Origin of the sequence: Kitasatospora sp. NPDC048715 (assembly GCF_043198905.1) — a bacterium.
In the GTDB taxonomy this organism is placed as follows: Bacteria; Actinomycetota; Actinomycetes; order Streptomycetales; family Streptomycetaceae; genus Kitasatospora; species Kitasatospora lactacystinica.
Genome location: NZ_JBICVH010000014.1, coordinates 161934 through 174504 on the forward strand (window position 1 = coordinate 161934; position 12571 = coordinate 174504).

Genomic DNA, 12571 nt, shown 5'->3' on the forward strand with positions numbered 1-12571 from the left:
TCTCTTCCTCGGAAATGAGTGGACGGCGGCGGCGGCCTGGGGTCAGCCGACCGCGCCCTCCATCTGCAGCTCGATCAGCCTGTTGAGCTCCAGCGCGTACTCCATCGGCAGCTCGCGCGCGATCGGCTCGACGAAGCCGCGGACGATCATCGCCATCGCCTCGAACTCGGTCAGGCCGCGGCTCATCAGGTAGAAGAGCTGGTCCTCGCTGACCTTGGAGACGGTCGCCTCGTGGCCCATGGACACGTCGTCCTCGCGGACGTCCACGTACGGGTAGGTGTCCGAGCGGGAGATGGTGTCCACCAGCAGCGCGTCGCACAGCACGTTGGACTTGGCGCCCTTGGAGCCCTCGCCGATCTCGATCAGGCCGCGGTAGGAGGTCCGGCCGCCGCCGCGCGCCACCGACTTGGAGACGATGTTGGAGGAGGTGTTCGGCGCCATGTGCACCATCTTGGCGCCGGCGTCCTGGTGCTGGCCCTCGCCCGCGAAGGCGATCGACAGGGTCTCGCCCTTGGCGTGCTCGCCCATCAGGTAGACGGCCGGGTACTTCATGGTGACCTTGGAGCCGATGTTGCCGTCGACCCACTCCATGGTCGCGCCCTCGTACGCCACGGCGCGCTTGGTGACCAGGTTGTAGACGTTGTTCGACCAGTTCTGGATGGTCGTGTAGCGGCAGCGGCCGCCCTTCTTGACGATGATCTCCACGACCGCCGAGTGCAGCGAGTCGGAGGAGTAGATCGGGGCGGTGCAGCCCTCGACGTAGTGGACGTAGGCGTCCTCGTCGACGATGATCAGCGTCCGCTCGAACTGGCCCATGTTCTCGGTGTTGATCCGGAAGTAGGCCTGGAGCGGGATGTCCACGTGCACGCCCTTCGGCACGTAGATGAACGAGCCGCCGGACCACACGGCCGTGTTCAGCGCGGCGAACTTGTTGTCGCCGACCGGGATCACGGTGCCGAAGTACTCCTTGAAGATCTCCGGGTGCTCGCGCAGCGCGGTGTCGGTGTCCAGGAAGATGACACCCTGCTCCTCCAGGTCCTCACGGATCTGGTGGTAGACGACCTCGGACTCGTACTGGGCGGCGACACCGGCGACCAGGCGCTGCTTCTCCGCCTCCGGGATGCCGAGCTTGTCGTAGGTGGCCTTGATGTCCGCGGGCAGGTCCTCCCAGGACTCGGCCTGCTTCTCGGTGGAGCGGACGAAGTACTTGATGTTGTCGAAGTCGATGCCGGAGAGGTCGGAGCCCCAGGTCGGCATGGGCTTCTTGCCGAACAGCTTCAGGCCCTTGAGCCGCAGGTTCAGCATCCACTCGGACTCGTTCTTCTTCGCCGAGATGTCGCGGACGACCTCCTCGCTGAGCCCGCGCTTGGCCGCGGCACCGGCGGTGTCCGGGTCGGCCCAGCCGTACTCGTAATTGCCGAGGCCTTCGAGCTCGGGGTGCGAAACGGTGTCAGTCATGCGAGCTTCCTAACGCGCGGACGCTGAATCTTCGGTGGACGTACCGGCAGTCGGCACTGCATCGGAGCCGCGTCCCGCCGGGGGCTGGGCGGGCGACGATGCGGCACCGGGTGCCGGCACATAGGTGGTGCAGACCCCGTCGCCGTGGGCGATCGTGGCCAGCCGTTGCACATGGGTGCCCAGGAGCTGGGAGAAGACCTCGGTCTCCGCCTCGCAGAGCTGCGGGAACTGCTCGGCGATGTGCGCGACCGGGCAGTGGTGCTGGCAGAGCTGGGCGCCCGCCGGGGCCTTGGCCGCGGCCGACGGGACACGCCGCACCGTGGCAGCGTACCCGTCCGCGCTCAGCGCCTGGGCCAGCGCCTCGGTGCGTTCCCCGGCGGCGGCCAGGCGCAGGGCCTCCAGGTACTTCTCGGCCTGCTGGCCGAACCGGGCGCGGGCGAAGGCGGCGACCGCCTCCTCCCCCGCCTTGCCGCCGCCCACCGAGTCCGCGATCCAGCGCAGCGCGTCGGCGGCGAGCTGGTCGTACGCCTGGTAGAAGGCGTCCCGGCCGGCGTCGGTGAGGGCGAAGACCTTGGCCGGACGGCCCCGGCCGCGGCTTCCGTAGACCCGCTGTTCGCGGGACTCGACCAGGCCGGTGGCGACCAGCCCGTCGAGGTGGCGGCGGACGGCGGCGGCGGTGAGGCCGAGCCGGTTCGCCAGGTCGGCGGCGGAGGAGGGGCCGTGGTCCAGGATCGACCGGGCGACCCGGTCCCGGGTGGCCCGGTGGCCCTCCAGCAGCACCTCGGCCGCCGTCACGGGCACGTCGCAGGAGGAGGCCGTCTCGGCCTCCTGCTGCTGGGCGTGCTCGCGCATGTTTTTCACAACACCAGTGTTGCGTAATTCCTTCCGCCGGGACAACCCGTGATCCAGGCCTCACCGGTGTCATCTGTCACGCAGGTTAGCCTTACCTGACCTGCGAAAACGATCATCGAGCCGCCGTCCGGCCCGCGCGTCAGGCCCTCTTACACTCGCCGGTATGCACTCCGAACCCGCGGTCCAGATCGCCGGGCTGGTCAAACGCTACGGCGACAAGCTCGCGGTGGACGGCCTCGACCTCACCATCCCGGCCGGCGCGATCACCGCCGTCCTCGGCCCCAACGGCGCCGGCAAGACCACCACCATCGAGACCTGCGAGGGCTACCGCCGCCCCGACGCCGGCACCGTCCGGGTCCTCGGCCTCGACCCGGTCGCCCAGAGCGCCGCGCTGCGGCCCCGGATCGGCGTCATGCTGCAGTCCGGCGGCGTGTACGCGGGCGCGCGCGCCGTCGAGATGCTGCGGCACACCGCCAAGCTGCACGCCCACCCGCTGGACGTGGACGCCCTGGTCGAGCGCCTCGGCCTCGGCTCCTGCGGCCGCACCGCCTACCGGCGGCTGTCCGGCGGCCAGCAGCAGCGGCTCGCCCTGGCGATGGCCGTGGTCGGCCGCCCCGAGCTGGTCTTCCTGGACGAGCCCACCGCGGGCCTCGACCCGCAGGCCCGGCGGGCCACCTGGGAGCTGGTGCGCGACCTGCGCCGGGACGGCGTCACCGTGGTCGTCACCACCCACCACATGGACGAGGCCGAGCAGCTCGCCGACCGGGTCGCCGTCGTGGACCGCGGCCGGGTGATCGCCGACGGCACCACCGAGGAGCTGTGCCGCGGCGGCGCCGAGGACTTCCTGCGCTTCGACGGCCCGCCCGGCCTCGACCTCGGACCGCTGCTCAAGGAGCTGCCCGAGGGCGCCACGGCCACCGAGACCGCCCCCGGCAGCTACCGCGTCGAGGCGCCCGTCGACCCGAGGCTGGTGGCCACCGTCACCGGCTGGTGCGCGGCCTCCGGCGTCCTGCCCGAACGGCTGTCCGTCCAGCGCCGCAGCCTGGAGGACGTCTTCCTCGACCTGACCGGACGGGAGCTGCGCTCGTGAGCGAACGGAGCGAGGGAACCATGACCGCCGCCACGACCGACTACTCCCCCGCGCCGGGCCCCGCGCCCGTCGGCCGGATGCTGCTCGCCCAGACCGCGTTCGAGACCAGGATGCTGCTGCGCAACGGTGAGCAGCTGCTGCTCACCGTGGTCATCCCGACCGTGCTGCTGGTGCTGTTCTCCGCCGTGGACGTCGTCGCGGTCGAGGGCCCCGGCAAGCGGGTCGACTTCCTGGCGCCCGGCCTGCTGGCGCTGGCCGTGATGTCCACCGCCTTCACCGGCCAGGCCATCGCCACCGGGTTCGAGCGCCGCTACGGCGTCCTGAAGCGGCTCGGCGCCAGCCCGCTGCCGCGCTGGGCGCTGCTGACCGCCAAGACCGGCTGCGTCCTGGTGACGGAGGCGCTGCAGGTGGCGCTGCTGTCGGTGATCGCACTGGCCCTCGGCTGGTCCCCGCACGGCGACCCGTTGACCGTCGCCGCGCTGCTGGTCCTCGGCACCGCCGCCTTCTCCGGGCTGGGCCTGCTGATGGCCGGCACCCTGAAGGCCGAGGCCACCCTGGCCGGCGCCAACCTGGTGTTCGTCCTGCTGCTGCTCGGCGGCGGGGTGATCGTGCCGCTGACCAGGTTCCCCGAGGCCGTGCGGTCGGTGCTGGAGCTGCTGCCGATCTCGGCGCTCTCGGACGGCCTGCGGTCGGTGCTCCAGAACGGCGCCGGGGTGCCGTGGGCCGACCTCGGCGTCCTGGCCGGCTGGTCGGTGCTCGGCCTGGCCGCGGCCGCCCGCTTCTTCCGCTGGGAGTAGGTCGGCGGGTACCGACGCACGACGCCCCCCGGCCGCCTTGGGCCGGGGGGCGTCGTGGTCATCGGGCCGGGGTGTCAGCTCTCGCTGCCGCCGCGGCGCTTGCGGGCGAGCAGGACGAGCGCGCCGCCGACCAGCAGCACGCCGCCGCCGGCCGCCGCGATGATCGGGGTCGAGTCGCTGCTACCGGTCTGGGCGAGCGCCGGCGCGCTGGTGGTGGGCGTCGGGGTCGGCGTCGGGGTCTTGCTCGGGGTGGGCGTGGCCGACGGGGTCGGCGTGGCCGGGGGCGTGGTCGACGGCGTGGGGGTCGGGGTCGCGGTCGGCGTCGGCGTCGGGGTCGGCGTCTTGGTGGGGGTGGGCGTGGGGGTGGGAGTCGGCGTGTGGCACGGCTCGATGGTCTTGGTCTCGTTGATGTTCCAGCCCTTCTCGTTCGGGTTCTCCGTGGTGGTGACCACCAGGTTCGCCTTGATCGGGGCGTTGTGATCCTTCACCGGGAAGGTGCCGTGGTACTCCTTCGGGAAGGTCTTGCCGTCCAGGACCTTCTCGCCGTCGATGGTGAGGCTGACGGTGTTCTTCACGGTCTCGTTGCCGCTGTAGTTGATCAGATCGATCACGATCTTGTCGCAGGTCACCGTCCAACTCGGCACGTGCGCCGAGGCATTGGTGGCCAGCGCCAGGGGCAGGAGAAAACCGGCCGCAGCCGTTCCGGCAAGCGCCGTCGCACCGATCGCGAAGTGCCGCTGCTGTCGTGCCATTACTTTGTTCCCCTCCGAACGGTCTTGTGCAGCAGGCGTGTTGAGTGGTTCGCGGTGGCCCGCTACGACTGTCCGGGGGACTCTACCGGCACTCCCGCACCCCGCCACACCCCGCCGTACGACCGGATATCGACTGTCCGTCCGTCTTCCGATGTGCATGACCAGCCCATCACAGCTGTCACCTCGCGGAACGCGGATTCGACAAACCTGAATGGACTTCGTCACCTTCAAGACAGAACGGAGCCCTCGGTGATCGGGTTCAATCACCGAGGGCTCCTATTCAGTCAGCCGACGAACAGCGGGCCATTCCGGCCTTTCCGTCGATTCCGCCCCTCCGCGGCCGGGGCCGCGGCCGGGGCGGGCTCGACCGGCTCAGGCCTTCCTGGCCGCCTTGCGCCGGGCCGCCACCACGATCGCGCCGCCGGCCGCGAGCACGACCGCACCGCCGATCGCCAGCGGCAGCACCGGGCCGGAGCCGGTGTGCGCCAGGTTGCCGCCCGCGTCCGGCTGGGCGGACGGGCTGCCCGAGGCCGACGGGGCGGTGGTCGCGCCACCGGCCGACGCGCTGGGCGAACCGCTCGCGCCGGGCGTGCCGGTCGCCGGGGCGGACGGGCTGCCCGAGGGGCTCGCCGAACCGCTCGGGGAGGTCGAGGCGCTCGGCGTGGCCGACGGCGAGCCGCTCGGCACGGTCGGCGGCACCGTCGGCGTGCCGGACGGCGTCGGCACGGTGCCCGGCAGGCAGCCGGTGAAGGGGTAGTGGTGCGTCTCCGCACCGCCCTTGCCGGTCAGCGAGGCGGCGATCACCGAGCCGTTGACCGGACCGCCGCTGCCGAGGTCGAAGGCGGCGTTCGGCGCGAGCACGGTCCCGGCCCAGGCGGCCTGGCTGTTCTTGACCACCTTGGTGGCGGTCGGGAAGTTCCAGAGCAGCTTGGAGCGGATCGCCCCGCCCGCGGCGCTCTGCAGCTTGTCGTCCAGCACGAAGGCCTTCCGGCCCTCGTCCCACAGGTGGAAGCCGGTGGTCCCGGCCGCCGCCATGTCGTACGAGCCGCCGGTCACGTTGACCACCGTCACCGAGCCGGCCGGCACCTTGAGGAAGACGTCCTTGGCGCCCTGCAGCCTGGCCGCGTCGACGGTGAAGCTGTTGTACTTCGCGTCCCCGCCGGTGAACGTCAGCTTGGCGCCCTCGGCCTGGACGGTGGCGCCGGCGGTCTGCGGCACGGCGGCCAGCGAGGTCGCGGCGGCGCGCAGCTTGGCGAACTCGGCCTTGAAGTCGATCGGCGAGGAGCCCTGGGCGACGGCCCCCTGGTGGGCCTGGACGGTGGCGCCGTCGGCCTTGGAGCCGAAGACGCCGTTGCCCTTCATCACCTGGGTGTTGTGGCCGGTGATCCGACCCGCCACGACCAGGGCGTTCTTGCCGGGCAGGGCGTCGACCTGGGCCGCGGTGAGCTCCTGGCCGACCGAGAAGCCGCCGGTGAAGTCGGCGTTGCCGCCGACCGCGACCGCGCCCTCGGCGTCGGGGGTGTGGGTGTCGTCGCCCTCGATGAATTCGCCGTAGAGGTTGGCGACCCCGAGACCGCGGCACTCCTGGTCGGCGCCGACGGCCTGGGCGGCCGGCGCGATGAGGCCGGCCAGTGCGAGGGAGCCACCGACGGCGAGCGCGGCGGCGGAAGTGGATATGCGCATGTGCAGGTCTCCGCTTACGTGCGGGAGGAGGTGGGAGAGAGGTCCGAAAAAAGGTATGGACCAGAGGCGCACTCTCTCCACCCGAACCACAATTGGTCAAGACCAATGCGCATCTTGAGGGATTCACCCCCTTTGTCCGCGTGTCCCGTCCCGGCGTGTCGCCGGCCCCGGACTCCGCCGCCCACGGCCGCGCGCAGCCGTGCCCCGCCCCAAGATCGCCTGTAAGGCCGCCTACGATTGACCCCGTGCCTAACCCCTTCTCCCTGCTCGCCGAGCGCTGGCAGCCATCCGCCGAGATGGTCCGCCGCGCCACGTTCGCCGCGCTGGTGATGAGCGTGGTGATCGTCGTCACCGGCGGCGCCGTCCGGCTCACCGCCTCCGGCCTCGGCTGTACGACCTGGCCCCGATGCACCGACGAGAGCCTGACGCCCACCGCCGAGATGGGCTTCCACGGCGTCGTCGAGTTCACCAACCGGATGCTCACCTACGTGCTGAGCGCCGCCGTCGGCTGGGCCATCCTGGCCGCCCGCTGCCACCGGCCCTGGCGGCACAGCATGACCCGGCTCGGCTGGGCGCAGTTCTGGCTGGTGATGAGCAACGCCGTGCTCGGCGGCATCACCGTGCTGACCGGCCTCAACCCGTACACCGTGGCGCTGCACATGATCGCCGCGATGGCCCTGGTCTGGGTCGCGCTGCTGATGTGGGAGCGGTCCAAGGAGGGCGACGGCCCGCCCCGCCTCTCGGTGGCCCGGCCGATCCACCAGCTCTCGTACGTCCTGGTCACCGTGATCGGCCTGCTCGTCGCGGCCGGCACCCTGGTGACCGGCGCCGGCCACCACCCCGGCACGCCCAAGGACAACAAGATCGTCCCGCGCATCCCGATCGACTACGACCGCCTCGCCCAGTTCCACGCCGACTTCGCGTTCGTCTCGGTCGGCCTGGCCATCGCGGTGATCTTCGTCTTCGCCGCCGTCAAGGCCCCGCAGCCCGCCCGCGCCCGGGCCAAGGAACTGCTCGCCGTCCTGCTGCTGCAGGGCGTGCTCGGCTTCGTCCAGTACTTCACCGACGCGCCCGAGCTCATGGTCGGCCTGCACATGCTGCTCGCCGCCCTCACCTGGATCGCCGCGCTGCGCGTCCCGCTCGCCCTGCGCACCCGCGCGGACGCGGCGGCCGCCGATCAGCTGCCCGCCCGGGCCCCGCAGACCGCCTCGGTCTGACCCCCGGCAGCACCGACGGCCCGGCTCCTCCGCACGGAGGAGCCGGGCCGTCGCCGTGTCCGGGCCGGGTTCAGCCGCCGAGCTGGATGCCGGCCATCCGCTTCCACTCGTACGCGCCGGTCTTCACCTTGAGGCCCAGCTCGCCCTCGAAGTCCTCGTGCAGGGTCAGCCCGGCCAGCTCCGCGGCCCGGCGGCCGACGGCGTAGCTGGGGGCCACCTGGTCGCCCCAGGCGCCGTCCGCGCCCACCACGACGATCCGGGTGGCCACGGAGCCGACGTACTCGACGACCGCGTCGGCGCTGCCGCCGTGCTGCCGGGCGAAGCTGGTCAGGTGCTTGGCGATGCGCTTGGCACGGCGCTCGGTACGGGCGTCCGGCGCGGTGGCGGTCTCAACGCTGCTCATGCCCGCATGCTACCCACCGGTAGCGCCGCTGGCGACGGGAGCACCCTGTGCACCGGGCCACATACTGGAGGAGTGACCTTCTCCGGCTGGCCGGCCGAGGCGCTCGACTTCTACGAGCACCTGGAAGCCGACAACTCCAAGACCTTCTGGCAGGCCCACAAGGACGTCTACGACGGCGTCGTCCGGGCCCCGATGGAGCTGCTGCTCGCCGAACTGGAGCCGGAGTTCGGGCCGGGGAAGATCTTCCGGCCCAACCGCGACGTCCGGTTCAGCGCCGACAAGTCCCCGTACAAGACCCACATCGGCGCCCATCTGGAGAGCGGCGGCTACATCCAGCTCTCCGCCGACGGGCTGGCCTGCGGCAACGGCTTCTACCAGCTCGCCCCGGACCAGCTGGAGCGCTACCGCGCCGCCGTCGCGGAGGACGTCACCGGCGCGGAGCTGGAGCGGGTGATCGCCCGGGTGGAGCAGCAGGGCCCGCTGGTGGTGGGCCGGGACTCCCTCAAGTCGGCCCCGCGCGGCTACCCCAAGGACCACCCCAGGATCGGGCTGCTGCGCCACAAGGGCCTGGTGGCCTGGCAGGAGTGGGAGCCCGCGAAGTGGCTGGGCACCCGCGCCGCCCACACCCGGATCACCGGCTTCCTGCACGCCTCCCAGCCGCTGCGGGACTGGCTGGACGACCACGTCGGCCCGTCCGGACTCCCCGGACGCTGACACCCCCGGAACGCGGGAGAGCCCCGGTCCACCGGACCGGGGCTCTCCCGACGAATCCCTGCTTCGCGAACGGATCCCTACTTGACGAACGGGTCGATCGCGCAGACCACCATCAGCAGCGACAGGTAGGTGATCGACCAGTGGAACAGCCGCATCTCCTTGAGCTTGGCGCCCACGATGCCGGCCTTGGCCCGCCCGTACAGCGCGTGCGCCTCGCGCAGCCAGGCCGCGCCCAGCAGCACCGCGGCGACCGGGTACAGCCAGCTCATGTGTCCCAGCGGCCAGAGCGCCAGCGAGACCGCCACCATCACCCAGGAGTAGATGACGACCTGCTTGCCGACCGCCACGTTGCCCTTGATCACCGGCAGCATCGGCACGCCGGCCCGCGCGTAGTCGTCGCGGACCTTCATCGACAGCACCCAGGTGTGCGGCGGCGTCCAGAAGAACACCACCAGGAACAGCATCACCGCGGCCCAGGACATCGAGTTGGTCACCGAGGACCAGCCGACCAGCACCGGCATGCAGCCTGCGATGCCGCCCCAGACGATGTTCTGCGAGGTGCGCCGCTTGAGACCCAGCGTGTAGACGAACACGTAGAACAGCAGCGCGCCCAGCGCCAGCCCGGCCGACAGCCAGTTGACCCCGAAGCCCAGCAGCAGGGTCGAGACGACCGCGAGCACGACGCCGAACACCAGCGCCTCGCGCGGCGACACCATCCCGGTGACGATCGGCCGCCGCTCGGTGCGCGACATGATCGCGTCGATGTCCCGGTCGATGTACATGTTGAGGGCGTTGGCGCCGCCGGCCGAGAGGTAGCCGCCGATGACGACCTTCAGCACCAGCAGCATGTTCGGCACGCCCTGTTGAGCCAGGAACATCACCGGCACGGTGCTCATCAGCAGCAGCTCGATGATCCGCGGCTTGGTCAGTGCGACGAACGCGCCGACACGGGCCCCGAACGGCCGGTGCGCAGGAGTCGCCCCGGTGACCCCGGCGGGACGGGTTTCGACGGCGGTCACTAACACCCCAACTGAAGATGAATCCTCGCAGGCGTCCACAGGAACGAAGGGTCCCGAATCGTCCGCTCTGCGCGTACCACGACACCATAGACGTTCCATATATCGCATCCGGCTCCGGGGTCCCCCGGCGAGGCGGAACGCACACCCCCGGGTGAACCGCCCGGGCGACGCCCCCGGAGGCCTCCGGGGAGGTCCGCTAGCCCGTCCTGACCACCGGAGCGGCGCGGAGCCGCGATTCGGGAGAGTCTGGGACAAATCCCTCCCGGCCTTCCCGGTGGGAATCTGCAGGGGGAATTGCCGGTTGTCCCAGCACGGAGGGTGAGCCCCGACCCGGACGGTAGGCTCGCACGCAGAAGCGGGATCTACCCTCCGTGACCGGCACCACCCAGCGTCGGGACCACAGCGCCGTGGCCGACCCGGTCCCCATTCACGGGGTCACTCTTCACAATGGAAGGAGCCCTGAGACAGGGTGAGCACTGCGCCGACGAACGCATTCGAGTGGACCGATCTGGACGAGCGCACGGTTGACACCGCGCGGGTCCTGGCCATGGACGCTGTCCAGAAGGTCGGCAACGGACATCCCGGGACGGCCATGTCGCTGGCCCCGGCCGCGTACCTGATCTTCCAGCGATTCCTGCGCCACGACCCGACGGACCCGTCCTGGGTCGGGCGCGACCGCTTCGTCCTCTCCCCCGGGCACACCAGCCTGACGCTCTACACCCAGCTGTACCTCTCGGGCTACGGCCTGGAGCTGGACGACCTCAAGGCCTTCCGGGTGGCCGGCAGCCGCACCCCGGGCCACCCCGAGCACGGCCACACCGCCGGCGTGGAGACCACCACCGGCCCGCTCGGCCAGGGCATCGCCAACGCGGTCGGCATGGCGATGGCCGCCCGCTACGAGCGCGGCCTGTTCGACCCGGAGACGGCGGCCGGGGAGTCCCCCTTCGACCACACCGTCTGGGCCATCGTCTCCGACGGCGACCTGGAGGAGGGCATCTCCGCCGAGGCCTCCTCGCTGGCCGGCCACCAGAAGCTGGGCAACCTGGTCGCGCTGTACGACGACAACCACATCTCGATCGAGGGCGACACCGAGACGGCCTTCTCCGAGGACGTCCTCAAGCGCTACGAGGCGTACGGCTGGCACGTGCAGCGCGTCACCCCGAAGGCCAACGGCGACATCGACGTCGAGGCCCTCGCCGGTGCGCTGGCCGCCGCCAAGGCCGAGACCGCCCGCCCGTCGATGATCGCGATGCGCACGATCATCGCCTGGCCGGCCCCGGACGCCCAGAACACCGCCAAGGCGCACGGCTCCGCGCTCGGCGCCGCCGAGATCGCCGCCACCAAGAAGGTCCTGGGCTTCGACCCGGAGAAGACCTTCGAGGTCAGCGACCAGGTCATCGAGCACGCCCGGCTGGTCATCAAGCGCGGCAAGGCCGCCCGCGACCAGTGGCAGCAGGGCTTCGACGCCTGGCGCGCCGCCGACGCGAACCGGGCCGCCGAGTTCGACCGCATCCAGGCCGGCGAGCTGCCCGAGGGCTGGAAGAAGGCCGTCCCGTCCTTCCCGGCCGGCAAGGACGTCGCCACCCGCAAGGCCTCCGGCGAGACCCTCAAGGCGCTCGGCGCGGTGATCCCGGAGCTGTGGGGCGGCTCGGCCGACCTCGCGGAGTCCAACCTCACCACCATCGACGAGGACAGCTCCTTCCTCCCCGAGGGCAACCCGCTGAAGTCGGCGAGCCCGTACGGCCGGACGATCCACTTCGGCATCCGCGAGCACGCCATGGGCTCGACCATGAACGGCATCGCCCTGCACGGCAGGACCCGCGTGTACGGCGGCACCTTCCTGGTCTTCGCCGACTACATGCGCCCGGCCGTCCGCCTGGCCGCGCTGATGAAGCTGCCGGTCACCTACGTCTGGACGCACGACTCGATCGGCCTCGGCGAGGACGGCCCGACCCACCAGCCGGTCGAGCACATGGCCTCGCTGCGCGCCATCCCGGGCCTGGCCATGGTCCGCCCGGCCGACGCCAACGAGACGGCCGTCGCCTGGCGCACCGTCATCGAGCGCCAGACCAGCCACCCCGGCCCGGTCGGCCTCGCGCTGACCCGCCAGAACGTCCCGACCTTCGACCGCGAGGTCTTCGCCTCCGCCGAGGGCACCGCCAAGGGCGCCTACGTGCTGGCCGAGGCCTCCACCGGCGACCCGCAGGTGATCCTGCTGGGCACCGGCTCCGAGGTCCAGCTGGCCGTCCAGGCCCGCGAGGTGCTGGAGGCCGAGGGCATCGCCACTCGCGTGGTCTCGGTCCCGTCCTTCGAGTGGTTCCAGGAGCAGGACCAGGCCTACCGCGACAGCGTGCTGCCGCCGTCGGTCAAGGCCCGCGTCTCGGTCGAGGCCGGCATCGCCCAGGGCTGGCGCGAGCTGGTCGGCGACCACGGCCGGATCGTCTCGCTGGAGCACTTCGGCGCCTCCGCCGACTACAAGGTGCTCTTCGAGGAGTTCGGCATCACCGCCGAGCGCGTGGTGGCCGAGGCCCACAACGCCCTGCGCTCCCTCGAGGCCGTCAACCGCTAGCGGCACCCGGGCCGGGG

General features: G+C 71.5%; 11 protein-coding genes. 5 read left to right on the forward strand and 6 right to left on the reverse strand.

Annotation, left to right across the window (positions count from 1 at the left end; translation table 11 throughout):
• Positions 1-42: 42 nt before the first annotated feature.
• Positions 43-1458: a Fe-S cluster assembly protein SufB gene (sufB, locus tag ACGFSC_RS25705; RefSeq protein WP_359905296.1), complete on the reverse strand. Its 1416-nt coding sequence runs from the start codon at positions 1456-1458 to the stop codon at positions 43-45.
• Positions 1459-1467: 9 nt separating this feature from the next.
• Positions 1468-2310, reverse strand: a complete 843-nt coding sequence (locus tag ACGFSC_RS25710; RefSeq protein ID WP_359905292.1) for a MarR family transcriptional regulator — start codon at positions 2308-2310, stop codon at positions 1468-1470.
• 163 nt (positions 2311-2473) lie between these two features.
• Here ACGFSC_RS25710 and ACGFSC_RS25715 point away from each other — a divergent pair, with 163 nt between their 5' ends.
• A complete protein-coding gene (locus ACGFSC_RS25715; RefSeq protein WP_359905289.1) occupies positions 2474-3400 on the forward strand; it encodes an ABC transporter ATP-binding protein in 927 nt (308 codons plus the stop codon).
• Positions 3401-3420: 20 nt separating this feature from the next.
• On the forward strand, positions 3421-4197 hold the full coding sequence (locus ACGFSC_RS25720; protein WP_359905287.1) for an ABC transporter permease: 777 nt from the start codon (positions 3421-3423) through the stop codon (positions 4195-4197).
• 74 nt (positions 4198-4271) lie between these two features.
• On the opposite strand, the gene ACGFSC_RS25725 is transcribed toward ACGFSC_RS25720, so the two are convergent.
• Both ACGFSC_RS25725 and ACGFSC_RS25730 read right to left on the reverse strand, forming a co-directional pair.
• A complete protein-coding gene (locus ACGFSC_RS25725; RefSeq protein ID WP_359905283.1) occupies positions 4272-4949 on the reverse strand; it encodes an LAETG motif-containing sortase-dependent surface protein in 678 nt (225 codons plus the stop codon).
• A 372-nt stretch (positions 4950-5321) separates the two neighbouring features.
• Positions 5322-6632: a choice-of-anchor A family protein gene (locus ACGFSC_RS25730; protein WP_359905280.1), complete on the reverse strand. Its 1311-nt coding sequence runs from the start codon at positions 6630-6632 to the stop codon at positions 5322-5324.
• 245 nt (positions 6633-6877) lie between these two features.
• Between ACGFSC_RS25730 and ACGFSC_RS25735 the strand changes: the two genes are divergently transcribed.
• On the forward strand, positions 6878-7849 hold the full coding sequence (locus tag ACGFSC_RS25735; protein ID WP_380353692.1) for a heme A synthase: 972 nt from the start codon (positions 6878-6880) through the stop codon (positions 7847-7849).
• A 70-nt stretch (positions 7850-7919) separates the two neighbouring features.
• On the opposite strand, the gene ACGFSC_RS25740 is transcribed toward ACGFSC_RS25735, so the two are convergent.
• Positions 7920-8252: a hypothetical protein gene (locus ACGFSC_RS25740; protein WP_359912949.1), complete on the reverse strand. Its 333-nt coding sequence runs from the start codon at positions 8250-8252 to the stop codon at positions 7920-7922.
• 72 nt (positions 8253-8324) lie between these two features.
• Here ACGFSC_RS25740 and ACGFSC_RS25745 point away from each other — a divergent pair, with 72 nt between their 5' ends.
• Positions 8325-8966 carry a DUF2461 domain-containing protein gene (locus ACGFSC_RS25745; RefSeq protein ID WP_359912946.1) on the forward strand — a complete coding sequence of 214 codons (642 nt, stop codon included), beginning with the start codon at positions 8325-8327 and terminating at the stop codon, positions 8964-8966.
• 77 nt (positions 8967-9043) lie between these two features.
• On the opposite strand, the gene ACGFSC_RS25750 is transcribed toward ACGFSC_RS25745, so the two are convergent.
• Positions 9044-9991 (reverse strand): heme o synthase, encoded by a 948-nt coding sequence (locus ACGFSC_RS25750; protein ID WP_359912943.1) that lies wholly within the window; start codon positions 9989-9991, stop codon positions 9044-9046.
• Between the two features lie 463 nt (positions 9992-10454).
• Between ACGFSC_RS25750 and tkt the strand changes: the two genes are divergently transcribed.
• On the forward strand, positions 10455-12554 hold the full coding sequence (tkt, locus tag ACGFSC_RS25755) for a transketolase (protein ID WP_359912940.1): 2100 nt from the start codon (positions 10455-10457) through the stop codon (positions 12552-12554).
• Positions 12555-12571: the final 17 nt, after the last annotated feature.